At 71.6% G+C, this 23686-nt stretch carries 18 protein-coding genes and 1 pseudogene; 6 read left to right on the forward strand and 13 right to left on the reverse strand.

Annotated elements, in window-relative coordinates; all coding sequences use genetic code 11:
- Positions 1–165: 165 nt before the first annotated feature.
- Positions 166–1800, reverse strand: a complete 1635-nt coding sequence (locus ACGFNN_RS10400; RefSeq protein ID WP_393554581.1) for an acyl-CoA carboxylase subunit beta — start codon at positions 1798–1800, stop codon at positions 166–168.
- Between the two features lie 79 nt (positions 1801–1879).
- The gene (locus tag ACGFNN_RS10405) at positions 1880–2674 is read right to left on the reverse strand and encodes an AfsR/SARP family transcriptional regulator (protein ID WP_362556139.1); all 795 of its coding nucleotides are present in this window, start codon (positions 2672–2674) and stop codon (positions 1880–1882) included.
- 263 nt (positions 2675–2937) lie between these two features.
- Between ACGFNN_RS10405 and ACGFNN_RS10410 the strand changes: the two genes are divergently transcribed.
- The 4 genes from ACGFNN_RS10410 (at position 2938) to ACGFNN_RS10425 (ending at position 7490) form a co-directional block, all read left to right on the forward strand.
- Positions 2938–3279 (forward strand): hypothetical protein, encoded by a 342-nt coding sequence (locus ACGFNN_RS10410; protein WP_365528576.1) that lies wholly within the window; start codon positions 2938–2940, stop codon positions 3277–3279.
- Complete coding sequence (locus ACGFNN_RS10415) at positions 3276–5549, forward strand: TOMM precursor leader peptide-binding protein (protein WP_393554584.1); 2274 nt, start codon at positions 3276–3278, stop codon at positions 5547–5549. The genes ACGFNN_RS10410 and ACGFNN_RS10415 overlap by 4 nt, the downstream gene beginning before the upstream one ends.
- Positions 5550–5639: 90 nt before the next feature.
- The gene (locus ACGFNN_RS10420) at positions 5640–6848 is read left to right on the forward strand and encodes a sensor histidine kinase (protein WP_393554586.1); all 1209 of its coding nucleotides are present in this window, start codon (positions 5640–5642) and stop codon (positions 6846–6848) included.
- Between the two features lie 27 nt (positions 6849–6875).
- Positions 6876–7490, forward strand: coding sequence for a response regulator transcription factor (locus ACGFNN_RS10425; protein ID WP_362556147.1), 615 nt, complete (start codon positions 6876–6878; stop codon positions 7488–7490).
- Between the two features lie 132 nt (positions 7491–7622).
- On the opposite strand, the pseudogene ACGFNN_RS10430 reads toward ACGFNN_RS10425, so the two are convergent.
- The 11 genes and pseudogenes from ACGFNN_RS10430 to ACGFNN_RS10480 all read right to left on the reverse strand — a co-directional run.
- Positions 7623–8228 (reverse strand): annotated as a pseudogene (locus ACGFNN_RS10430) (4'-phosphopantetheinyl transferase family protein); the annotation flags it as partial.
- Between the two features lie 109 nt (positions 8229–8337).
- Complete coding sequence (locus ACGFNN_RS10435; protein ID WP_393554588.1) at positions 8338–9588, reverse strand: acyltransferase domain-containing protein; 1251 nt, start codon at positions 9586–9588, stop codon at positions 8338–8340.
- 74 nt (positions 9589–9662) lie between these two features.
- The gene (locus tag ACGFNN_RS10440; RefSeq protein WP_393554590.1) at positions 9663–11396 is read right to left on the reverse strand and encodes an acyl-CoA dehydrogenase family protein; all 1734 of its coding nucleotides are present in this window, start codon (positions 11394–11396) and stop codon (positions 9663–9665) included.
- Positions 11396–13141, reverse strand: a complete 1746-nt coding sequence (locus tag ACGFNN_RS10445) for a fatty acyl-AMP ligase (protein ID WP_393554592.1) — start codon at positions 13139–13141, stop codon at positions 11396–11398. The genes ACGFNN_RS10440 and ACGFNN_RS10445 overlap by 1 nt, the downstream gene beginning before the upstream one ends.
- A 127-nt stretch (positions 13142–13268) precedes the next feature.
- On the reverse strand, positions 13269–13460 hold the full coding sequence (locus ACGFNN_RS10450) for an acyl-CoA carboxylase subunit epsilon (protein WP_362556155.1): 192 nt from the start codon (positions 13458–13460) through the stop codon (positions 13269–13271).
- Between the two features lie 106 nt (positions 13461–13566).
- A complete protein-coding gene (locus ACGFNN_RS10455) occupies positions 13567–14196 on the reverse strand; it encodes a hypothetical protein (RefSeq protein WP_393554594.1) in 630 nt (209 codons plus the stop codon).
- Complete coding sequence (locus ACGFNN_RS10460) at positions 14183–15169, reverse strand: aromatase/cyclase (protein ID WP_362556080.1); 987 nt, start codon at positions 15167–15169, stop codon at positions 14183–14185. The genes ACGFNN_RS10455 and ACGFNN_RS10460 overlap by 14 nt, the downstream gene beginning before the upstream one ends.
- Positions 15170–15259: 90 nt before the next feature.
- Positions 15260–16294, reverse strand: a complete 1035-nt coding sequence (locus ACGFNN_RS10465) for a ketoacyl-ACP synthase III family protein (protein ID WP_393554596.1) — start codon at positions 16292–16294, stop codon at positions 15260–15262.
- Positions 16295–16323: 29 nt separating this feature from the next.
- Positions 16324–17949, reverse strand: a complete 1626-nt coding sequence (gene cimA / locus ACGFNN_RS10470; protein WP_393554598.1) for a citramalate synthase — start codon at positions 17947–17949, stop codon at positions 16324–16326.
- Between the two features lie 189 nt (positions 17950–18138).
- Positions 18139–19821, reverse strand: a complete 1683-nt coding sequence (locus ACGFNN_RS10475; RefSeq protein WP_393554600.1) for an MFS transporter — start codon at positions 19819–19821, stop codon at positions 18139–18141.
- Positions 19822–20006: 185 nt separating this feature from the next.
- Complete coding sequence (locus ACGFNN_RS10480; protein ID WP_393554602.1) at positions 20007–21053, reverse strand: CaiB/BaiF CoA transferase family protein; 1047 nt, start codon at positions 21051–21053, stop codon at positions 20007–20009.
- A gap of 183 nt (positions 21054–21236) precedes the next feature.
- Here ACGFNN_RS10480 and ACGFNN_RS10485 point away from each other — a divergent pair, with 183 nt between their 5' ends.
- A complete protein-coding gene (locus ACGFNN_RS10485; RefSeq protein WP_362556069.1) occupies positions 21237–22463 on the forward strand; it encodes a cytochrome P450 in 1227 nt (408 codons plus the stop codon).
- Between the two features lie 76 nt (positions 22464–22539).
- Entirely contained in the window at positions 22540–23661 is a 1122-nt protein-coding gene (locus ACGFNN_RS10490; protein ID WP_393554605.1) for an epoxide hydrolase family protein, read from the forward strand.
- Positions 23662–23686 lie beyond the last annotated feature (25 nt).

Here is a 23686-nt window from a genome sequence, read left to right on the forward strand (position 1 = left end):
TCGTGAGGCGGTGTTCGGCGGCCGGGGCGGTTCGGGTTGTGAACCCCCCGGCCGGCCGGACCGGTCGGCCGCTCGTTCGTGGCGTGCCGCCCTTCCGGTGCAGCCATGGAACGTCTGTGCCCTAGACCGAGACTCGTGCGCGCGTGGATCTGGCCGATCACCCCACTATGTAGGGATATTGCCGTGCTTTCGGGACGGCACTTCGGCGTGCTTGGAGCGCAGCATGGCCAGCGAACGGATGAGGATCCCGCGGGTTTCACCGGGGTCGATCACGTCGTCCACGAGCCCGCGTTCGGCCGCGTAGTAGGGGTGCATGAGCTCGGTCCTGTACTCCTCGATGCGCTGCGCCCGCAGCGCGTCGGGGTCGTCCGAGGCGGCGATCTCGCGGCGGAAGATGACGTTGGCGGCGCCTTCCGCCCCCATCACGGCGATCTCGTTCGTCGGCCAGGCGAAGGCGAGGTCGGCGCCTATCGAGCGGGAGTCCATGACGATGTACGCCCCGCCGTAGGCCTTGCGCAGCACGAGGGAGATCCTCGGCACGGTCGCGTTGCAGTACGCGTACAGCAGCTTGGCGCCGTGCCGGATGATGCCGTCGTGCTCCTGGTCGACGCCCGGCAGGAAGCCCGGTACGTCGACGAGGGTGACCAGCGGGATGTTGAAGGAGTCGCAGGTCGAGACGAAGCGGGCGGCCTTCTCGCTGGCGTGGATATCGAGCACCCCGGCCAGCGCGGCCGGCTGGTTGGCGACGATGCCCACGGGATGCCCGTCCAAGCGGGCGAGGGTGCACACGATGTTGGGTGCCCACGCCTCGTGGACCTCGAAGGTCTCCCCGTCGTCGACGATCTCCTCGATCACGGCGCGGATGTCGTAGCTGCGCCCCGGATCGGCGGGCACCAGGTCCGCGAGGGCGTCGGTGCGCCGGTCGGCGGGGTCCTCGCACGCCACCGCCGGCGGCAGCTCCCGGTTGTTCGACGGCAGCAGGGAGATGAGGAAGCGCACGTCCTCCAGGCAGCTCTCCTCGTCGTCGTACGCGAAGTGGCTGACGCCCGAGACACTGGCGTGCACGTCGGCCCCGCCCAGGCCGTTGTGGGTGATCTTCTCCCCTGTCACCGCCTGTACGACGTCGGGGCCCGTGATGAACATCTGCGCTGAGTCCCGGACCATGAAGACGTAGTCGGTGAGCGCCGGTGAGTAGGCCGCTCCCCCCGCGCAGGGGCCGAGCATCACGCTGATCTGCGGGATCACCCCGGAGGCCGCGACGTTGCGGCGGAAGATGCCCCCGTAGCCGGCCAGCGCGGTGACGCCCTCCTGAATGCGGGCGCCCGCACCGTCGTTGAGGCTCACCAAGGGTGCTCCGGCGGCCTCCGCGAGGTCCATCACCTTGTGCACCTTCGCGGCGTGCGCCTCCCCCAGCGCGCCGGCGAAGACCCGGAAGTCGTGCGCGTAGGCGAAGACCGTCCTGCCGTGGACGAGCCCCCAGCCGATCACGACCCCGTCACCGTGCGGCTTGCGCGCTTCGAGGCCGAAGCCCGAGGCCCGGTGCCGACGCAGCGGCTCGATCTCGGTGAACGTGTCCTCGTCGAAGAGGAGTTCCAGCCGCTCGTGCGCGGTGAGCTTGTTCTTCTCGTGCTGCCGACGGGTCGCCGCCGGGTCCGGGCCGCGGCTCACCTCTTCCTTGAGACGGCGCAGTTCGGCGGTGGACCTGCGCAGGTCGGGTGCGGCCTGGGCCGCGGACGAGGCGGAGACGGCGGGCGTGGCGGGTGCGGCCTTCGCGGCCGTCAGATCATCGAGGATCGTCATCGGCCGAACGTAGGAACGCCTGCTCGAGACGTGCTGGAGGGCCGGGCGGGAGGCCTCCGGGGCCGTCTCCCGCCCCAGTTCAGCCGGAGGCCGGGACCGGGAGGTCCAGGGCGGGATCCGCCGAGAGTACGGCCTGGTGCAGGCGCTGCAGCCGGGCCGACGGTTCCAGGCCGAGCTCGGCGACCAGGGTCACGCGCAGCCGCTGGTAGGCCTCGAGCGCACGCCAGGCGCCGCCCGAGCGGTGCAGCGCGGTCATCAGCTGGGCGCAGAAGTTCTCGTGCATCGGGTGCCGGGCGACCAGGACGCGCAGTTCGGGCACGATCTCCGAATGCCGACCGATGACGAGGTCGGCGTCGATGCGCCGCTCCAGGGCGGCCATCCGGTCCTCCTCCATGCGGAGGACCTCCAGCTCCAGCACCGTGCCGACCCGCACGTCGACGAGTGCGGGGCCCTGCCACATCTTGAGAGCCCGGCCCAGCAGATCGGAGGCCGCGTAGTGGTCGCCCGCCTCGTGCGCGGCCCGCCCGGAGGCGGTGAGCTGGCCGAACTCGTGGGCGTCCACCTGCCCCGGCTGCACCTGGAGGAGGTACCCGCCGTGCTGGGTGACCAGGACGTCCTTGGCCTGGCGGGCGGGGTCGCCGTCTATCGCCGCCGAGATCTTGCGGCGCAGCTGGAGGATGTAGGTCTGCAGGGTGGTCGCCGCGCTGCGCGGGATGTCCTCACCCCAGATCTCCTCCATCAGCGTCCCCACGGGGACGACGCGATCGGACTGCAGGGCGAGCAGGGCGAGGATCTGGCGCGGCTTGGCGGCGGTGGGTACGACGGACACCCCGTTCTCACGGGCTGCGAGTGGTCCCAGGACTTTGATCTCCATGAGTGCTTCCTCCGTCTCGTGCTCCGTAAGACCGGCCGGACGGCGCCGGCGTCAACTTGTGGAGTCCTGGCCGAGCCTGACACCAGCGGTGTCCGGCTCCCAGTGAGGTGGTCACGAGGACGCACATGAAAATGTCATGCCCCGGTGGTGAGCCTCGCACTGTGCGGTGCGACACGGTGGGCCACAGAATCCTGCCACTCGGGAAACGAGTGAACGACGGAATCGCATTCGGTCACGTATCACGGACTCTGAGGGGGAAATCCATGAACACCACCATGCACGTCTCCGCGCACGACGCCCCGGCCGGCACCGCCGCCCGGCCGCTCTCCTCCGATCACCGGTTCGCCCTCCTGACGGCGCGGGCCGGGCTGGAGCCCGAGCTGGCCCAGCGTTACACGAACGACCCGGTCTCCGTGCTGGCGGAGTTCGGACTGCCCGCGACGGAGCCGGTCTACGGCGACGTCCACAAGTACAGACCGGCCGGTTCCACCGACCGGGACCTGGTGATCGACCACCTGGACCGTCCGGGCACCGTCACGCTCTACGGGTGCTACAGCGGCATGGCGCCGCTGCCCGGGGAAGAGGCCGGGACGGCGCTTGCATGACCGTGACCGGGGGGACGGGCACGGAGCTGCCCGTGGGGTTCAAGAGGCATCTGCGGGTGGAGGCGATCGAGGGGGACGCCGTCTACCTGCTGTCGGAGCAGGGGACGACCGCCCTGCAGGGCCGTGAGGTTCAGGAGCTCGCGGCCCTGCTGGACGGCACCCGGACCCTTTCCGACGTGCTGCGGGACGCGGCGGCGACGCTGCCGCCCGCCACCGCGGCGGACATCATCGCCCAGCTCGCACGCGCCGATCTGATCGGCTACCACGATCCCGCCACCGACGCCGGAACGGAGGCGTACTGGGAGTACGCCGGTGTCCACGGCCCCAGCGCCTGCGCGTCGTTCCGTACGACGCCGGTGGAGCTGGTGGTCCTCGGCCGCGCCGATCCGGGCGCGGCCAGGGCGGAGTGCCTGGCCGCCGGGCTGCGGCTGACCGGACCCGGCGACGAGGAGCCGGCGGCACTCTCCCTGGTCCTCTGCGACGACTACCTCGATCCCCGGCTCGCCGAGGTGGACGCCCGGCACCGGGAGTCGGGCCGGGCCTGGCTGCCGGCCAAGCCGGGCGGGGCGGAGACCTGGGTGGGCCCGGTGTTCGGATCGGAGCAGGGTGCCTGCTGGGAGTGTCTGGCGCACCGGCTGCGCGGTCACCGGGCGTCCAGGGCTCCGGTGCTGCACGCCCTGGGCCTCGCGGGCACGGTCCAGGTGCCCGAGGTGTCCTTCGCCACCGTGCGCGCCCTCGGGCTCCAGACCGCGGTGCTGGAGGCGACGAAGTGGGTGGCGGGCGTGCGGTACGAGGGCCAGCAGGCGATCTGCACCCTCGACACCCGCACCCTGCACACCAGCCGGCATCCGGTGGCCCGCCGCCCGCAGTGCCGGGTGTGCGGGGATCCGGGTCTCGTCCCCGAGCGGGTACGGAGACCCTTCGTGCCGAGGTCCAGTCCCAAGCTGCACACGGTGGGCGGCAACCACCGGGCGCAGAGCGCGGAGGCGGTCCTCGCGCGCTACCGGCACCTGGCCGGCCCGGTCACCGGGATCGTCTCCGGACTTCGTCCGGCTCCCGGCTCCCCCGAGGGCCTGAACCGGTACGTGGCCGGGCGCAACATGGCTCTGGGCGACAGCCGTTCGCTGGCCGGTCTGCGTGGCGGGCTGCGGGGCCAGAGCGGGGGCAAGGGCACCACGCCCCAGGAGGCCGAGGTGGGGGCGCTCTGCGAAGCGCTGGAACGTTACTGCGGGACCCGGCAGGGTGACGAGCCCACAGTCCGCGACACCCTGGCCGGGCTGGGAGAGGCGGCCCTGCACCCCAACTCCTGCCAGCTGTTCGACGCACGGCAGTTCCGGGACCGGGACCGCTGGAACGCCCGGCACTCCCGTTTCCAGCAGGTTCCTCCGCCGTTCGACCCGGCGGCGCCCGCCGACTGGACCCCGGTCTGGTCCCTCACCTCCGGGAGGCACCGGCTGCTGCCCACCTCCATGCTCTACTTCGGCCCCGGACCGGACGGCGCGGCGGGCGCCCCGTGGGCCGACTCCAACGGCAACGCGGCCGGCAGCAGCCTGGAGGACGCCGTCGTCCAGGGCTTCCTCGAGGTGGTGGAACGGGACGCCGTCGCCCTGTGGTGGTACAACCGGACCCGGCAGCCGGCGGTGGACCTCGACGCCTTCGACGAACCGTGGCTGGCCAGGACCCGTGAGGCGTACGCGCGCCTGGGCAGGGACGTCTGGGTCCTCGATCTCACGGCGGACTTCGGCATACCGGTGATGGCGGCACTGTCCAGGCGCACCGGCGGCACGGCCGAGGGGATCTCCTTCGGCTTCGGGGCTCATTTCGATCCCCGGCTTGCCCTGCGCAGGGCGGTCACGGAGATGGCCCAGTTGCTGCCTCCCGACGGCGATTCTCGCGAAATGCGCACCGCGGACGCTGAGATGAGTGCCTGGTGGCGCAATGCGACGGTGGGAAATCAGCCATACCTGCGCGCAGATCCGGCCGAAAGCTCACGCACCCCCGGCTCCTACGAATTCGCCGCCAGGGACGACTTGCGCGAGGACATCGAATTGGCCGAAACGCTCGTACGGAGCCACGGAATGGAGATGCTCGTCCTCGACCAGACACGCCCCGACGTGGGACTTCCCGTAGTGAAGGTGATCATTCCGGGGATGCGGCACTTCTGGGCGCGTTTCGCCCCGGGGCGATTGTTCGACATTCCAGTGAAACTCGGACGACACGAGCAACCGCTTGCGTACGAACAAATCAACCCTGTACCGCTGTTCGTCTGAAACCCGGTGGGCCCGAGGACTGCTGGCTCACGGACAACGGTGAGACATAGGATGCGTCCGCCACTGTAGGTACCTGGCGAGGAGGCGGCGATGCCCACACGGAACATCGTTCCGTTCTCACCACGTTCGCAGGCGCCGGCCCCGCGGCTGGCTCGCGCGATCATCGTGACCGCGTTGCTCTGTTACGGCACCATGACAGTGCTCAACGTCGTACGGACCCGCCCCGAGACCTTCGAACTCGTGGTCTGCGTCGGGCTGGTGCTGATGGTGTTCGGCGTACAGCTGGCGGTCTCCTCCCCGCAAGCCCGCAGCTGGCCGACCGGCCGGAAAGCGTTGGTCCTGGGCCTGCAGGCGGTGCTCACCTTCGCGCCGCTCGTCTGGTTCGGGACCAACTGGGGCAGCATGGAGGGGCCTCTCGCGGCCTCGCTGCTCCTCACCCTTCCCGCGCGTTACGCCTGGCCGAGTTACGGGGCGCTGATCGCCTTCATCCCCGTATACAACCTCCTGGCCGGGGCGACGATCGACCTGGTGCTGTACTTCACGATCGCGGGCATCCTGACCGGGCTCGTCATCTACGGCCTGACCCGCCTCACCGACCTGGTGCACGAGGTGCACGCGACCCGTGAGGAGCTCGCGCGGATGGCGGTGACGCAGGAACGGCTGCGGTTCGCCCGCGATCTGCACGACCTGCTCGGCTACAGCCTCTCCGCCATCACGCTCAAGGGGGAACTGATACACCGTCTGATCGCAACCCGGCCCGACAAGGCGCGCGAGGAGACGGCCTCGGTGCTGCGGGTGGCACGTCAGGCACTGGCGGACGTCCGGCTGGTGTCCAGCGGCTACCGCGACATGTCCCTGTCCGAGGAGGCGGAGTCGGCGGGGACCGTGCTCGCCGCCGCGGACATCCGGGCGGACGTCACCGTGGAGTGCGGCCGGCTCCATCCGGTCGTCGACACCGTGCTCGCCACCGCGCTCCGTGAGGGGGTCACCAACATCCTGCGGCACAGCCGGGTGCGGATCTGCAGCATCAAGGCGGAGCTGGACGACACCACGGTCCGTCTCGGGATGACCAACGACCACCCGCACGAACCGAGTCACCTCTTCACCGCGGGGGCCGGTGGCGGCAGCGGGCTGGACAACCTGAGGACCCGGTTCGCCGCGATCGGCGGCGGACTGACCGCGGGGCTCCAGGGCGACGGCAGATTCCACCTCGAGGTCTGGGCCCCGATCAGGCCGCAGAACGACATCGAGGCGCTCGCCCTCGGGCCCACGCCCCCGGAGAGATCCGCCGTCGCCTGACCTCACATCATCTGACCGGGGGTAATGATGCTGTCCGTGAGAATCCTCCTCGCCGAGGATGTTCACATGATTCGCGGAGCGCTGGTTGCCCTGCTCCAGCTGGAACCGGATCTTCATGTGGTCGCCGCCGTGGACCGGGGCGATCTGATCGTCTCCGCCGCGCTCGACGCCAAGCCCGACGTCGCGGTGATCGATGTCGACCTTCCCGGCATCGACGGCCTGACCGCCGCGGCCGAACTCCACGAACAGCTCCCGAGCTGCCGGACCCTGATCCTCACCAGTCTCGGACGCCCCGGCACCCTGCGGCGTGCCCTGTCCGCCCATGTCTCGGGCTTCCTGCTCAAGGACTCGCCGCCGGACCAACTGGCTCTCGCCGTGCGGTCGGTGGCGACGGGACGCAGGGTCGTGGACCCCCAGCTCGCCCTCACGGCCTGGGACTCGCCGGAGAACCCGCTGTCCCCCAGGGAGCTGGAGGTCCTACGGCTCGCCGCCCGGGGCGCCGACGCCGCCGAGATCGCCGGCTGCCTCTACCTGTCCAAGGGCACGGTCCGCAACTACCTCACGGCCATCGTCGGGAAACTCGGCGCGCGCAACCGCATCGACGCGATCCGGATCGCCGAGGAAGCCGGCTGGCTCCCCTGACCCGGCCCCTACAGGCCCGTCGGCCCCGCCAGGCGCGCCCAGCAACGCGTCGAGCATGCCGTCGTCCAGGGTGGTACCGACCGACAGGTCCGCCAGCTCCCCGAACCCGGTGTCGCAGACCGCGACGCTCACGACGTAGCCCTCCCCGGCCCGGAACGTGCCGAACTGCCACTCCGAGCCGGGGACCGGCGAACCGTCCGGCCTGACCAGCCGGGTGCCGTCGCGGTCCCCGTCGAGCGCGAAGCCGAACTCGGTGAAACGGAACCGGAGGCCTTGCCCGAGCGCCTTGCTGTACGCCTCCTTGAGCGTCCACAGCCGCACCATGGTGTCGTTGCGCGCCGCCTCCCCGCCCGCGTCCAGGCGGTCCTTCTCGTACGGGGTGCAGGCCTGGCGCTCGGAACCGGTGTGCGCGAGCCGCCGGTCGGCGCGTTCCACGTCGACCCCGATGCGCCCCCTGCGCGTGATGCCGACGACCATCATCTCCTCGGTGTGGCTGAGGCTGACGTCGATCTGGTCGCAGCCCCGCACATAGGGCCGCCCGCCCGGCTGGTACGCCAGGTCCACGAGGTCGGGGCCCGTGCCCAGTACCGCCGCGGCGGCGTGCCTCAGGAACAGCCGGGACGCGACGAACCTGTCGCGCATCCGGGGCTGGGAGAGTTTCTCGTAACGGCGCCAGTCCCGTCCCAGCCGGCGGCGCAGGCCGGCCTCGTCGTCCTCCTGCGGACGCCAGGCGGACATCGTCGCGTGGATCACGACACTGCCGGTGCGGGCGAGCTCGCCCCGGATGTCGTCCCAGGGCCCGCCGGGGCCTTCGGCGGGCAGCGGGCGCCCCACCCGTGCCCCCACCTCAGGCTCCGGAGAGAGCCGCGGAGAGCGGCCCCGCGTCGAGGGCGGAGATCACACCGGCCAGGTCGACGGCGTCGCTCGCCGGCCCCTGGCACACGGGGATGCAGACGGGACCGCGTGGCCCTCCGCCCATCCTCCGCAGATACGGCGTCAGCACGGCCTGGGGCCCGATCTCGACGACGTGGGTGGGCGCCTGCTGTCCCAGCAGGCTGCGTGCGGCGTCGGCGAACCGGATGGGCGCGGTGATGTGTTCGGTCCAGTACGGGCCGTAGAGCGGCTCGGTGGCCAGCCGGCCGTAGACCGTCGAGTAGAACGGCACCCGTGCGGCGCCACCGGACAGCCGCCGGACGATCGCCTCGAACTTGGGCACGACCGGGGCCATGAGCGGGGAGTGGAAGGCGTGGGACACCGCGAGGTGCCGGCAGCGGATGCCGGTCTCGCCCACCCTGGCCTCGATGCGCTCCAGGGCGGCACAGTCGCCGGACAGCACGATCGCCTTCGCGGCGTTGATGGCGCTGATGCCCACGGCGGGCTCGGCGGCGACGAGTTCGGCGGCCTCGTACGGTGTGACGCAGAGGGCCATCATGCCGCCGCCCGGAGGCAGGAACTCCATGAAGGCTCCGCGCATCGACACCAGCTTCGCGGCGTCGGCCAGGGTGAGCGCGCCGGCCACGGTGGCGGCGGCGAACTCCCCTATTCCGTGGCCCAGTACGGCCACCGGCTGCACACCCGCCTCCTCCAGCGTCCTGGCCAGGGCGTACTCGACGGCGAAGAGCGCGGGCTGGGTCAGCGCGGTGCGGTGGACGGCCGGGTCGTCGGCGAGGATCAGCTTGACGATCGACTGCTTGGTCCAGGGCCTGATCGCAGCGTCGGCCTCGTCGAGGAAGGCCCGGTAGCCGGTGGAGTTCAGATAGAGCCCGGACGTCATACCCGGGTGCTGGGAGCCCTGCCCGGTGAAGACGAACGCGGCGCGGACCCGGCTCTCGCCCGGGTCCACGTCGCGCATGGCGATGAAGTCCGCGAGCTGGCGGACGGTGGGGTACGCCCAGATGTCGTCCGGCTCGATGAGCGGGCCGAACTCCTCCTCGATGTCTCCGTAGAGGCTGAGGGCGGCCACCGAGTCGAGGCCCTCCTCCGCCAGGGAGACGGTGTCGTCCACCGGACGCCCGAGGTAGTGCGCGACCCGTTCGCGCATCCACTCCCGGTGGGCCACGGCGAAGTCGTCACGCGCGCGGGGCGGTTGGTCCTGCATCAGTCTGCTCCCTGTCGGGCTCTGGGGCGGGGGGCGCCCGGGTGTACGGGGGGGGTCGTCGTCCGCCTGGGGGGTCAGGCGAGCGGGGAGCTGTAGAGGTCGTAGCTGCGACGGTTGTGCAGCCGGGCCATGGCCTCGTCCAGCGCGAGACGTTCGCAGTCGGCAGGCCGGTCCGGCAGCGGCAGCCCGAGCCGTCTGACCAGCCGGTAGAGCACCGCCGTGACCCAGGCCGGGGAGGCCAGGAAGGCGTCGGCACCCGGGGCGGGGGCCCGCCGCTGCTCGCGCCACACCCCGAGGGCGGCCGCTCCGGCGAGCACCAGGGTGTAGCGGTCCGCCAGGCCGAAGCTGTACGGATTGGAGAGGGCTTCCCGGTCGCCCTGCGGCACCTTCTCGAACGCCTTCTTCAGATCGACGAGTTCCCCCGTGAGCGCGCGGGCCAGGAAACGCAGGGTGGACCCGCCCTCCCCTTCGTCTCCCGGCCCTCCCGCCGCTTCCAGCAGATCCGTGGAGGCGACCAGGGAGGCGGACAGCGGGTCCCCGTCGCCGAGCAGGACGGGCTGGGACAGGTCGAGCGGCGGCAGCGGGCCGTACGGGCGGAACAGCTCGGGCGGCGGCTCGGGGTCCGCGAACCAGGCGTGCCGGGCGAAGTACGGGAGCTGGGGCAGGATGCTGACCTGCCGCCCGGCGCTGCCGGCGTGCCCGAGCGAGGTGACGGGCAGGTCGCGGCGCTGCTTCTGGAACATGCCGTACGCGCCGTCCTGGGCGAACGTCTCCTCGCCGAGCACCGAGGACATCTCGTCCATGCTCTCGGTGACCAGCTTGGGCGCCAGATACGCCGCGGCCGCCGCGTAGGCGCTCATCTGCCGGGGCAGCAGGTGCAGCGCCCTGGTCGCGACCAGGGCGAGGCAGTCGATGACCAGCAGGTCGAGGAAGCCGCCCGTGAGGACGTCGCGCACGTGCTGCACGTCCAGGGACGAACGGCCGTCCTCCCTCGGCCGCGCCGCGAACCTGGCGACGGTGCGCAGCGCGGTGTCGGCCCCCGCCAGCACGATGGACGGGATCAGGCCCCGGATGAGGAGCGAGGACCGCAGGGACAGTTCGTAGCCGTCGCCGACGGAGCCGATCACGGCGCTGTCGGGGACGAGGCAGTCCGTGATCCGCAGGCCGCCGAACTCGGTGCTGCGCATGCCGGTGGTGGTACGCCGGGCCAGGTCCTCGACCCGGTCCGGGGGCAGTTCGTCGCGGTCGAGCAGCAGCACCGTGTGGCTGCGTCCGCGCGCGGCGCCCTCGGTGCGGGCGAAGATGACGAGGCCGGTGGCGCGGGAGGCGTTGGCGATGGCGGACTTGCTGCCGTCGAGGACCAGGCCTCCGGGGACCGTACGGGCGGTGAACTCGTCCCGTACGAAGTCGTTGCCGTGGGCCACCTCGTGCCGGGCGACGGCGACGCGCCGGCCGCCGAGGAGCAGCCTGGCGGCGAGCCCGCGCTGTCCGGCGTCGCCGGCGGTCCAGACCGGGGTGGTGGCGAAGAAGCAGTTGAGCCCGTATCCGAAGCCGAGGGAGGCGTCCCGGCGGAAGACGGGGCGCAGGATCCGGCCGAGCACGTCCATCCGGTCCAGCCGGCCGCCCACCTCAACGGGCACGAACTCGGCGTTGAGGTCGAACGCGTCCAGCACGTGCTCGGCCGCCGGCAGTACCTCGCCCTTCTCGTCGGCCGCGAGCAGGGCCGCGGTGCCGCGGGGGTTCGCGGGGTCGTCCAGGGGACCGAATGCCTTCTCCAGCGCGTCGATCCGGTCCTCCGCCGTCGTCATCACTGCCTCCCCACCGCGGGCAGCGACTCGGCCTCGGGCTCGGTCCGCCGGTGCAGCGGGGTGAGCTCCCCGCGGAGGTACAGGCGGCGCATAGCCGCCCGCTCCACCTTGCCGCTCGTCGTCCGGCGTACGGTGCCGGGACGTACCAGCAGCACTCCCGCGGCGCGGATCTCGTACTCCTCGCTCAGGCGTTGCTGGACGGCGGAGGCGAGAGCCGCCAGGTCGATGTCGTACCGGCTGCGGGCACGCAGCTCCTGCACGATGACGACGCGTTCGCGGGGGCCGGGCACCGCGAAGGCCGTGGCGGCCCCGAAGAGGCCGCTGACCTGCTGCACCGTGCGTTCCAGGTCCTGCGGGTAGAGGTTGCGCCCGGCGATGACGATCATGTCCTTGAGACGGCCGGTGACGTGCAGCAGGCCGTCGTCGACGGCCCCGAGGTCCCCGGTGCGGAGGTAGCCGCCGCCACCGCCCTCGATGCGGCAGTCGAAGGCCGCCGCGGTCTCGGCGGGCCGGGCCCAGTAGCCGGGACCCACGCTCTCGCCGCGGACCCAGATCTCCCCGATCCGGCCGTCGGGCAGCTCCCGGCGGGTGTCCGGGTCGACGATGCGCACGTCGGCGGAGGCGGCGGGTCCGCAGTGCGCGAGGGCGCGCCCGGGTCCGGTGGGTGCGGTGATGCGGCCGGCCTCCAGCGCGGCGGCGTCGACGGTGCGGGCGGCGGCGGCCGGGGCGGTACGGGTGCCGGAGACCATGAGGGTGGCCTCGGCCAGGCCGTAGCAGGGCGCGAGCGCGCCCGGCCGCAGTCCGGCGGGGGCGAACCGCTCGGCGAACGCGGCGAGGGTGGCGGGGTCGATGGGCTCGCCGCCGTCGACGGCGACCTCCCAGCGCGACAGGTCGAGACCCGCGAGTTGCGAGTCGTTGATCCGCCGTACGCACATCTCGTAGGCGAAGTCGGGGGCTCCGCTGACGGTCAGCCCGTAGCGTGAGACCGTCTCCAGCCAGTTCGCGGGCCGCTTGACGAACGCGGCCGGTGTCATCAGCACCGCGGTGCCGCCGAGCCAGAGCGCGTGCAGGAGCTGGCCGACGAGTCCCATGTCGTGGTGGAGGGGCAGCCAGCCGCCCATCCGGATGCCGGGCCGGGTACCGAGGGCCTCCTGGATGGCCCGCTGGTTGGCGAGCAGACTGCGGTGGGTGACGGTGACCCCGCGGGGGTCACGGGTGGAGCCCGAGGTGTACTGGATGTAGGCGACCGTGTCCGGTTCGGGGACGAAGGGCTGCCAGGGCTCCTGGGTGGCGGCGGTGGCCGCCGGTCCGTCGGCCAGGAGGCAGACGACCGAGCCGTGTCCGGTGCGTGCGAGCAGCTGCGACACCTCCGCGGCCTCTTCCGTCGAGGTGAGCACGCAGACCGCGGCGGCCTCCTTGACGATCCCGGCGATGCGTTCGTCGTGGTGGCCCCGTCCGCCCGGCGGTGCCACGGGCACGGCGACGACGCCGGCGTACAGGCAGGCGAGGAAGCCGGTGACGAAGAGCGCGCGGGAGCGGTGGGCGATGAGCACCCTCTGGCCGGGCTCCGCGTGCCGGCGCAGTGCGGTCGCCAGGGTGCGGGCCCAGCGGTCGAGTTCCGCGTAGTCGACGGTGCGTGGTGACAGCGTGCCGCCGGTCTCGGAGAGAAGGACCAGCGCCTCCCGGTCCGGCGTCTCGGCGGCCTGCGCCTGCATGTGTTCCGTAAAGCTCCGGTGATCTGTCACGACTCCCCCTCCCATGTCGTCGCCCCGTCCGGGGGGACGGGCGACGGCCGGTTCTGCTGTCGGCAAGGCGGGAGGGCGCCCCGGAGGGGTCCTCGTCCTCGCGCGTGGATGTGCGGCCGGCTCTGCCTCACTGCGCGGTCCAGGCGGCCGGGTCCCGGTAGCCGCCGCGCTTGACGGTCCATCCGGCGTAGGCCGCCCTGGTCTCCTCGTCCGGTTCGCCCGACCGGCGGGCGAGGGCGAGGAGCACCGCGGTCACGGCCGCGAGCTCCGCCTCGTCGGGCCGGCCGCGGAGCACGGTGATGCGCATCGGATTCGCCATGCGCACAGCCTGCTCCCACCCGCTCGCGGGGGGCTCGCGCCCGGGACGCGCCGGAGCCGAGGACCTCGTGGTCCTCGGCTCCGGCGCCGGTGGAGCGGTACGGACCTCAGCCCAGTCCGCGTTCGTAGGCCACGTGGCGGGTGCGTTCCACGACGACGTCGGCCGTCTCCCGCATCCGCCTGACCTGCTCGGTGTACCCGCTGTCGGCCAGCGCGCGCTCGCAGGCCTCGCCGTCACGCCACCACTGGACGCCGGTGTAGGCGCCGGGGACGAGGACGGAGCGCAGCAGGTCGCTGCCGCCGAACCCGCCGAGCCGTCCGAAGAGTTCGGCCGTCGCGGCGAAACGCCGCTCGAAGTGCGACGGGTCGCCGAGGATCCGGGCCCGGGTGAGGACCACGGTCTCCGCCCCGACCAACGCGTTCTCCTTCAGGTGACGCGCCACGCTGACGGCCTGGTCCACCTCGGTGTCGGCCATCGGGCCCAGCTTCTCCACATGGTCCTGGAAGGTGCCGTCGTGGAGTGTGTTCAGGAAGCCGCGCATGGTCCGCCAGTGCCCGAAGTGCACGATCACCTCGGGGCGTTCGACGAGCTGGACGGTCACCAGGAAGTCGAAGTCCTCACGTCCGCGCAGGTAGTGGGAGTGATCCCGGAACTCGCGCTCGAACTTCTCGGTGCTGCCCTTCACCTCGAACCGGTTGACCACGGTGACGGTTTCGTCCTGACTACGACTGTGCACGCGCTTCCTCCGCGAACTGCTTGGCGTACCGCAAGGTGGTGGAGCTGTTGGTGCCCAGCGATCTGCGCACCAGCGAGCGCGCCTCCGCGAGGGTGGCCTCGGGTCCCAGGGCGGTACGCACACCCGCGGGATCCAGGGTGACCGTGTGCCACGAGGTGGCCCTGACCGTGCCGTCGCCCAGGGACTCGATGACCCAGCGGCCGGTGTGGCCGGCCATCGCGACCGGCACCCGGAGCTGCTTGTAGACGATGACGTCCCGGTCCTCGAAGCAGACCCGGACCGAGGTGGTGTTGTGCGTGGAGCCGTCCGGGCTGCGGGTGTCCATGTCCATGTGCTGGATACCGGGCTCGTCCTCGGTGAGGTCGAGGCGGGCCACGTGCGGCAGCCGCTCGGGCCACAGGTCGGCGCGGTCCAGGAAGGCGTAGACGTCTCCGGCGGCCCCGAAGACGGTCTCCGAGTCGCTGAAGGTGAAATGGAGTTCCTCGCGCGCGTCGCCCAGCTCCGCGGTGTTCTTCAGGGCGAGGAGCTCGGCACGGCTGTTGCCGTCCACGGCGCTCTCGATGAGCTCCTCCGCGGCCGGGTCGTCGTCGACGGCACGGTAGTCGTGCAGCAGGGTGACCCGGGTGGTGCCGTCCTCCAGCTCCCGCACACGCCACTCGCCTCCCATCGAGGCGACCGGCGCGGCCGTGACGACCTGCCGGAAGCCGATGGTGCGGGCCACGGGGTCGAGGATCCGGCGTGAGGTCCAGGTGCGGACCTTGTCGCCGGCCACGGCCCAGATGCGCAGGAGCTGCTCGCCTCCCTCGGCGGGGGCCTCCTCCAGCACCTCCACGTGCACGGTCGGTCCGAACACCTGGGGCCACTCGGTGACATCGGCCACCAGCGCGTAGACGGCGTCGGGTGACGCTCCCACGGTGATGGAGTGCTCGGTGACGTGGAGTGCTGCGCTTTCGGACGTAACGGTCGGCGCCACGGCAGACCTTCCCTTCGACAGTCCGCGGCAAGGCGGATCACAAGGCTGACATGAAGTGCTCAAGCGGTACTGGAGAACCGGTGGACCCGCCTACGCGGCGGCCCAGCCGGGGCGTTCGAGGATGTCCAGGACGGCGCAGCCCCAGCTGTACCCGGCGCCGACGCTGACCAGGACGACCCGGTCGCCGGGTGCGGCCCGGCCCGAGACGGTCAGATGGTCGAGGCCGGCGAACTGGTCGCCCGCGCCGAGGTGTCCGACGGTGCGGCTGAAGTCCCAGGTGGTGCGGGCGGGGTCGATGCCGAACGGCTTGTAGTAGATGGAGGTCAGACGCCGCTGCCCGAAGTGCGGCAGCACCACCCAGTCGGCGTCGGCGAGTTCGCTGCCGGCGTCGGCCAGCGCCTGCTTGATGACGGTCTGCTGGCCCGCGTGGGCCCGGGTGACGGCGTAGGAGAGGCCGGTGCGGCCGACGAAGGAGCGCTTGGCGGATTCGAAGTCCACGGGCATGCGGTGGCCGAACGGCGCCGCGGTGAACGGGTCGTCGCCGCGGTGCAGCGGTTCGAGTTCGGGGTCCGCGTGCGTCGCGAGCGAGACCAGCCGTGCGTAGCCGCCGCGTCTGGACAGGACGAGCGAGGTGGCGCCGTCGGCGTACGGGGTTCCGGGGTCGGTGTTCCAGCGGTCGATGCCGGGGGCGCAGAAGCGGTCGGCGGTGGTGAGCAGCGCGTCACCGTGGCCGTGCCCGGCGGTGAGATAGGCGGTGGCCAGGTCGAGGGCGGCGAGCCCGCCGTTGGACATCTGCCGGATCTCGACGGCCTGGCAGGTGTTGCCGAGGGTCTCCCGCTGGATGTAGGAGGCGACGGGCCACAGGTCCTGGCCCTGGTGGTAGGTGTCCGCGTGGAGCAGGAGGCCGATGTCGCCGCCCTCGGTGCCGGCCCGCTCAAGGGCGGTCCTCGCGGCGGTCGCCGCCATTTCGGCTGCGGACTCGTGGGGCGAGTAGGCCACCGATTCCATGCCGGCCCCTGCCGCCACCCGGGGCGGGCAGGCCCCCGAGGCGACGGCTTCGGCGACCGGGATGCGGGAGGGAAGCCGGGTCGAGGTTCCCCTTACGTAGACGTCTTCCAGACGCACTGTCACTCCAGGTTCGGGATCGGGGCGGCCTACCGGCTCGTGACGGCGGCGAGCGGCGGGGTCTCCTGGACCCGGCGGTCGGACCGGTCGAGCAGGACGTAGTGGACGGCGTCCAGGAGCGCACGCCAGCTGGCGGCGGTGGTGTTGCCGTCCACGCCGACGGTGCCCCAGCGGCGCTCACCGTCGCGGTAGGAGATGAGCACCCGGGCGCGGGCGCCGCTGCCGGTCTCCCCGTTGAGCACCCGGACCCGGTAGTCCACCAGTTCGAGCCTTGCCAGGGCCGGGAAGCAGGGGTCGAGGGCGGTGTGGAGCGCGGTGTCCAGCGCGTTGACGGGACCGTTCCCCTGCCCGGTCGCGGTGACGCTCCGGCCCTGGACGCGGAGCCGTACGGTCGCCTCCGTGCGGACCTCGCCGCCCAGGGTGCCGGACACCCCGACGGACCATGCCTCGACCTCGAAGGGGTGGGGCCCGGGACCGCCGGCGAGTTCCTCGCACAGCAGCAGTTCGAACGAGGCGTCCGCGGACTCGAAGCTGTAGCCCCTGTTCTCCAGCTCCTTCACCCGCGCCGCGGCGCGGGCAACCTCGTCGGAGCCCGCTTCCACGTCGTATCCGAGCTGGCGCGCCTTGAGTTCGATCGACGACCGGCCACCCATGTCGGAGACGAGGGTGCGCATGGTGTTGCCGACCAGCTCCGGGGTGGTGTGCTGGTAGAGGTCGGGGTCGACCCGCAGGGCGGACGCGTGCAGTCCCGCCTTGTGGGTGAAGGCCGAGCCTCCGATGTACGGTGCCGCGACGTCGCCGGGGACCTGGGTGAGTTCGGTGACGGCCCGGCCGACCGCGGCGAGCTGGGAGAGCCTCTCCAGCGGGACGACCTCGCGTCCGCGCTTGAGCACCAGGTTGGCGATGACGGTGAACAGGTCGGCGTTGCCGCAGCGTTCGCCGTAACCGTGAGCGGTGCCCTGCGCGTGGACGGCACCCGCGTCGATCGCGGCCATGGTGTTGGCGACGGCGCATCCGGTGTCGTTGTGGCAGTGGATGCCCAGCGGGACCCCGGTGAGGGCGAGCGTCTCGGCGACGACGGACCGCACCTCGTCGGGGAGCGAGCCGCCGTTGGTGTCGCACAGCACCACGGTCTCGGCTCCGGCCTCCGCGGCGGCGTGGACCACGGCGAGGGCGTACTCGCGGTTGAGCTGGTAGCCGTCGAAGTAGTGCTCGGCGTCGACGAACACGCGCCGGCCCGCGTGGACCAGGTGGCGCACCGTGCCGCTGATCATGGAGAGGTTCTCGGCGAGGGTGGTGCGCAGCGCGTTGCGCACATGTCCGGTGTGGCTCTTGGCGACCAGGGTCACCACCGGGGTCTCCGCCTCCAGGAGAGCGCGTACCTGCGGGTCCAGGGGGGCGGGTACGCCGGGCCTGCGGGTCGCGCCGAAGGCGGCCAGCACGGCGTTGCGCAGGTCCAGTTCGGTACGGGCGCGGTGGAAGAACTCGGTGTCCTTGGGCACCGCGCCGGGCCAGCCGCCCTCGATGAAGCCGACTCCGAGGTCGTCGAGCCGCCGCGCGACGGCGAGCTTGTCCTCGACCGTCAGCACCATGCCTTCCTGCTGAGTACCGTCACGCAGGGTCGTGTCGTAGAGCTGGAAGCTCTGCTCGGCCATCGCCCCTCCCTTGTCCTGTGTGCGCCGGAGACGGCCGGCTGCTGTCCGGATGCTGCCCCTACGGTCCGGCTGCGGGCCGGAGTAAGGCTGGAGCGGTGATGGACCGCGCACACGACGGTGCGGCGGGAGCGGGCGGCAGAGGCCGCCCGTTCCCGCCGCACCGGACCGGGTGTGACGGTGGTGTCGTCGTCAGGCCGCCGGCGTGGCCTCGGGGGCCTTGCCGGGCTCCTCCTCGTCCTCGGGCGCCTCCAGCCGCATCTGCCGCGGGATCGCGAACATCAGCAGGAAGGCCAGGACGACGATCCCTCCGAAGACCCACAGGGTGGTCTGCAGGCTTCCGGCGAAGGAGGTGCCGGTGGCGTCCTTGGAGTAGTCGCCCAGGACCTGGGCCGATCGCTCGTCCTGGAGGGCGGGCACGAGGCAGCTCTGCGGGACGACGGACGGGTCCTTCTCCTCGACCCGGTCGACGGCGCAGGTCCGGTAGGCCGCGACGGTGGCGTCCGCGTCCCCGGGCGTGAGCTGCGCGGTGGCGACGAGCTCCTTGCGCAGGGCGGTCTCCTGGTCGTCGATGGCCGACCCGGTGTTGCCGACAAGGCCGGCGAAGAAGACGACGCTGACCAGGGCGCCGCCCACGGCGAAGCCCAGCTGGGCGTTGGTGTGGACGATCCCGGAGGCCGATCCCGCGTCCTTCTGCGGAACCTCGGAGATGACGATCTGCGGCAGCGGCGCCGCGATCAGGCCGAAGCCCAGACCGACCAGGAGCATGGGCACCACGAGCTGCCAGGAGCTGATCCCGCTGCCGTAGTGACCGGCGGCCCAGAGGAAGCTGAGGGAGCCGGCGACGGCGACGACCGCGCCCGCCTGGAGCACCTTGCGGCCGAACTTGGGCACCAGGACGACCATGGCCGCCGAGGACGTGAGGAAGGCGCCGATGCAGAACGGAAGGCTGGTGAGGCCCGCTCGCATGGGCGACCAGCCGAGGCCGACCTGCATGTACACGGTCCAGCCGATGTTGAACATGCCCATGCCGATGTAGAAGGCCAGGTTGACCCCGAGACCGGAGGAGAAGCTGCGGATGCGGAACAGCGCCAGCTCCACCAGCGGCGAACCGTCCAGCCGGGTCTTCTTCCGCTGCCACACGACGAACGCGGCCAGCACCGGGATCGACGCGGCCATCGAGACGAAGCCGCCCACCGGCCAGCCCATCTCCCGGCCCTGGAGCAGCGGGAAGATCAGCAGCAGCAGGCCCGCGGTGGCCAGGACGACGCCCCGGACGTCGAGCTTGAGCGCGTGCGGGGCACGGGACTCGCGGAGCACACGGGGTGCGTAGATCATCCCGAGGATGCCGACGGGGATGTTGATGAGGAAGATCAGGCGCCAGCCGAGGCCGAAGAGGTCCCACTCCGCCAGCGGCCCGCCCGCGCCCATGCCGACCGCCGCGGCCAGACCGGCCACACCGCCGTACATCGCGAAGGCGCCGGCCCGCTCCTTGGCGGAGAAGGTGACGTGGATGATGGCCAGGATCTGGGGGACCATGATGCCGGCGAACGCGCCCTGGACCATGCGGGAGGCGACCAGCTGCCAGGGTTCCTGGGCGAGTCCGGCCCCCAGCGAGGCGACGGTGAAGCCGACGACGCCGAGGAGGAACATCCGCTTGCGGCCGTAGATGTCGCCGAGCCGGCCGCCGAGGATGAGCAGCAGCGCGAAGCTGAGCTGGTAGCCCACCAGCACCCACTGGATGACGGAGTAACCGCCGCCGATCCCCTGCTGGATGGCGGGCGCCGCCACGTTCGCGATGGTGCCGTCCAGCATGTCCATGAAGGCGGCGACCAGCAGTACCAGCAGGGCCATCCAGCGCTTCGGGTCGGGCACCGCCGCCCCGGTTCCCGTATCCGACGCCGGTTCGTCCCTTGTCACCTCCGTCTCAGTGGACGAAGCCTGCTCGGAGGAAATAGCCATGGTGTACCTCTCAGATCTCTGGGGGACCGGGTCAGTCCTTGGGGGGTGGGGCACGTGGCCGGACAGCCTGGGACCATCGGAGGGCAGGATGCCTGTCGTCAGTGGAATTCCACTGGAGTACGGCTGAACCTCGGGGCCACCGTGGCGGGACCGCTTCCGCGTGCCTCGTGGTGCGGGTGCGCCGCCGCCTCGGAGGTGCTCAGCACCGGGGTGACACAGGCCTCGGTGTGCTCGAACGCCCTGGCCCAGTCGTCCCGGGCGGCGGTCAGGAACCGGTTCGCGAATACCCTGCGCAGCTCGGGCCAGTTGCCCGGTTCACCGCGGTCGGGCAGTGCCGCGCCGTCCAGTCCGAGTCCCGTCAGCAGCGCGGCGTAGAAGCGCTCCTCGAGCGCCCCCACCGCCACGTATCCGCCGTCGGCGCACGCGTAGCAGGTGTAGAACGGCGCGCCTCCGTCGAGGAGGTTGCTGCCGCGTTCGTGCCGCCACTGTCCCGCGGCGTCCATCCCGACCAGCATGCCGAGCATCGCGCCGGCGCCGTCCACGATCGCCGCGTCGACGACCTGGCCCCGGCCGGTCCTGCGGCGTTCGTACAGGGCCGCGAGGACGCCGGCGACCAGGAACATCGAGCCGCCCCCGAAGTCGCCGAGGAAGTTCACCGGGACGACGGGCGGGCCGCCGGTCTCACCGATCGCGTGCAACGCGCCGCTGAGCGCGAGGTAGTTGATGTCGTGCCCGGGGGTGCGGGCGAGCGGTCCTTCCTGGCCCCAGCCCGTCATCCGGGCGTAGACCAGGCCCGGGTTACGGTCCAGGCACACCTCCGGGCCGATCCCGAGGCGCTCCGCCACTCCCGGCCTGAAGCCCTCGACGAGTACGTCCGAGCTCTCCAGGAGGTCCAGGAGCTCCGCCACGTCACCGGGGTTCTTCAGGTCCAGTGCGACGCTCCGGCGTCCGCGGTCCAGGACCTGGTGCCACTCCTCGAACGAGCGGCGCCCGTCGGCCCGGTCGACCCGGATCACCTCGGCGCCGAGATCGGCCAGCACCATGCAGGCGAAGGGCGCGGGCCCGATCGCGGCCAGTTCGACCACCCGCAGACCGCTCAGCGGCCCGGTCTCGACGGACCGGTTCTCACTCGCTGTGATGCGCATCCCGGGAGGCTAGGGAGCGGACCCGGAGGCCCGGTCGAGCCTCCCTCGGGCGGGGACCGCGCGCGGCCGTCCGGGCTCCAGCTGTGCCCGAGCGGCCGGTGGCATCGTGCACCGGGAACTTCGTGCCGTCAGATTCCCTGACGTCCTTCACGAGGAACGGTTACCCACGAGGAAGGATCCACCGTGACCACCAGCGCTACGGAGCGAGACGCCGCCGAGGCGGAGACCAGCACCTTCCCCTACAAACGGCAGTGCCCCTTCACTCCCCCGAAGGAGTACGCGGAGATCGTCGAGAAGGACGTCTCGCAGGTCACCCTCACCGGCTCGGGCCTCCGCATCTGGACGGTCGCCGGCTACGACACGATCCGGCAGCTGCTGACGGACCCCCGGGTGAGCGCCTCGCGCCGGCACGACAACTTCCCCTTCTACTTCATCGCTCCTCCGGAGTACCGCACGGAGACCTCCTTCATCGGTTACGACGGCAAGGAGCACAGCGACACACGCCGCAAGGCGGCCCTCACCTTCACCAGCCGCCAGGTGCGCAGGCTGCGGCCCCGGATCGAGGAGATCGTCGACGACCACCTCGACAAGCTGCTCGCCATGGAGCCGGGGGTGGACTTCCACCACGCCTTCTCGCTCCCGGTGCCGATGACCGTCATCTGCGAACTGCTCGGGATCCCGCAGGACCGGCACGAGTTCTTCATCAAGCACGGCACCGCCCTGCTCGGCGGGCACAGCACCACCGAGGAGCGTCAGGCCGCGATCGTCGAGGTCAACGCGTACGTCAGCGACCTCATCCAGCTGAAGAAGCGCGAGCCCGGCGAGGACCTGCTCAGCCGTGCCATGGCCGACTACGAGGCGTCCGGCGAGGAGTACACCGACCGCGACCTGTTCAACATGGTCCGGCTGCTGATGAACGGCGGCCACGAGACCACCGCCAGCCAGATCTCGCTCGGCACGGCCTGCCTGCTGGAGAACCCCGACCAGCTGAAGCTGCTGCTGGACGACCCCTCGCTGGTCAAGCCGGCCGTCGAGGAGCTGGTCCGGTTCGCGACCATCGGTGACACCGCCGTGCCCCGGGTCGCCCTGGAGGACATCGAGATCGGCGGCGCCACCATCCGCAAGGGCGACGGCATCCTCTGCCTCGGCCTCGCCGCCAACCGCGACCCCGAGGTCTTCCCCGAACCGGAGAAGCTCGACATCACCCGCGGCAGCCGCAAGCACCTGGGCTTCGGCCACGGCGTGCACCACTGCATCGGCGCCGACCTCGCCCGGCTCGAACTGGAGATCGTCTGGAGCAAGTTGTTCCAGCGCATCCCGACCCTGCAGCTCGCCAAGCCCTTCCTCGAGATACCCCGGAAGGAGGGCGCGGTGATCTACGGGCTGTGGGAGCTGCCCGTCAAGTGGTGAGGTCGACCCGTGCTCGAGCAGCCGTCCGTAGTGTGCCGAGGCACCAGGCCCCGGCGGCAGTCCAGGAGGAAGACGTATGAGCGCGGCACCCACGCCCTTCCGAGTCGGGTTCCCCGACGCGGATCTCGCCGACCTCGGCGAGCGGCTGTCCCGGACCCGATGGCCCGACAAGGAGACCGTGGACGACTGGTCCCAGGGTGTGCCGCTGGCCCATCTCCAGGATCTCGCCGCGTACTGGCGGAACACCTACGACTGGCGGGCGACCGAGGCCCGGCTGAACGCCCTGCCGCAGTACCGCGTCGAGATCGACGGTCTCGGCATCCACTTCCTGCACGTGCGTTCACGCCACCCGCAGGCCAGGCCCCTGCTGATCAGCCACGGCTGGCCGGGCTCCGTCGTCGAGTTCCTCGACATCATCGGGCCGCTGACCGACCCGGAGGACCCGGCGGACGCCTTCCACGTCGTCTGCCCGTCGCTTCCCGGGTTCGGCTTCAGCGACAAGCCGGCCGGGACGGGCTGGACCGTGGAGCGCACCGCCGCCGCGTGGGCCCGGCTGATGGGACTGCTCGGCTACGACCGGTACGCGGCGCACGGCACCGACTGGGGTTCCTTCCTGACCGGGATCCTGGGCGAGAGCGACGCGGAGCACCTGATGGGCATCCATCTGACGATGCCCTTCGCCCGGCCTCCGCAGGAGCAGGTGGAGCTGGACGAGCGCGACCTGGCCGGACTGGCCGCGCTCAAGCGCTTCCAGAGCGAGGAGGGCGCCTACTCCGTCCTCCAGGCCACCCGTCCGCAGACCCTCGGCTACGGTCTCGCCGACTCGCCGGTGGGCCAGCTGGCCTGGATGACCGAGAAGTACTGGGCCTGGAGCGACCACGACGGCGACGTCGAGAAGGTCATCCCACGTGACCGGCTGCTGGACGCCGTCACCCTGGCCTGGCTGGCCGGCACCGGAACCTCGTCCGCCCGGATCTACTGGGAGAGCCACAACAAGATGGCGCTCGGCAGGGTCGACGTGCCCACGGCCTGCTCCCTCTTCCCCAAGGACGGCCGGATGCCGCGCGCCTGGTGCGCGAACCGCTTCACCGACCTGCGCCGCTGGACCGATCACGAGAGCGGCGGGCACTTCCCCGCACTGGAGCAGCCGGAGCTGCTCGTGGATGAGCTGCGCTCCTTCTTCCGCACCCTGACCTGAGACGACGCGACCTTCCCTCTGGAGG

Source organism: Streptomyces sp. NPDC048590 (assembly GCF_043199535.1).
GTDB lineage: Bacteria > Actinomycetota > Actinomycetes > Streptomycetales > Streptomycetaceae > Streptomyces.

Bases quoted from the DNA above. Each gene is read 5' to 3' on its own strand.
- ACGFNN_RS10405 (WP_362556139.1), bottom strand. From the start codon at position 2,674: ATGGAGATCAAAGTCCTGGGACCACTCGCAGCCCGTGAGAACGGGGTG.
- ACGFNN_RS10490 (WP_393554605.1), top strand. From the start codon at position 22,540: ATGAGCGCGGCACCCACGCCCTTCCGAGTCGGGTTCCCCGACGCGGAT.
- ACGFNN_RS10400 (WP_393554581.1), bottom strand. From the start codon at position 1,800: ATGACGATCCTCGATGATCTGACGGCCGCGAAGGCCGCACCCGCCACG.
- ACGFNN_RS10425 (WP_362556147.1), top strand. From the start codon at position 6,876: ATGCTGTCCGTGAGAATCCTCCTCGCCGAGGATGTTCACATGATTCGC.
- ACGFNN_RS10415 (WP_393554584.1), top strand. From the start codon at position 3,276: ATGACCGTGACCGGGGGGACGGGCACGGAGCTGCCCGTGGGGTTCAAG.
- ACGFNN_RS10410 (WP_365528576.1), top strand. From the start codon at position 2,938: ATGAACACCACCATGCACGTCTCCGCGCACGACGCCCCGGCCGGCACC.
- ACGFNN_RS10450 (WP_362556155.1), bottom strand. From the start codon at position 13,460: ATGGCGAATCCGATGCGCATCACCGTGCTCCGCGGCCGGCCCGACGAG.
- ACGFNN_RS10440 (WP_393554590.1), bottom strand. From the start codon at position 11,396: ATGACGACGGCGGAGGACCGGATCGACGCGCTGGAGAAGGCATTCGGT.
- ACGFNN_RS10420 (WP_393554586.1), top strand. From the start codon at position 5,640: ATGCCCACACGGAACATCGTTCCGTTCTCACCACGTTCGCAGGCGCCG.
- ACGFNN_RS10480 (WP_393554602.1), bottom strand. From the start codon at position 21,053: ATGCGCATCACAGCGAGTGAGAACCGGTCCGTCGAGACCGGGCCGCTG.
- cimA (WP_393554598.1), bottom strand. From the start codon at position 17,949: ATGGCCGAGCAGAGCTTCCAGCTCTACGACACGACCCTGCGTGACGGT.
- ACGFNN_RS10435 (WP_393554588.1), bottom strand. From the start codon at position 9,588: ATGCAGGACCAACCGCCCCGCGCGCGTGACGACTTCGCCGTGGCCCAC.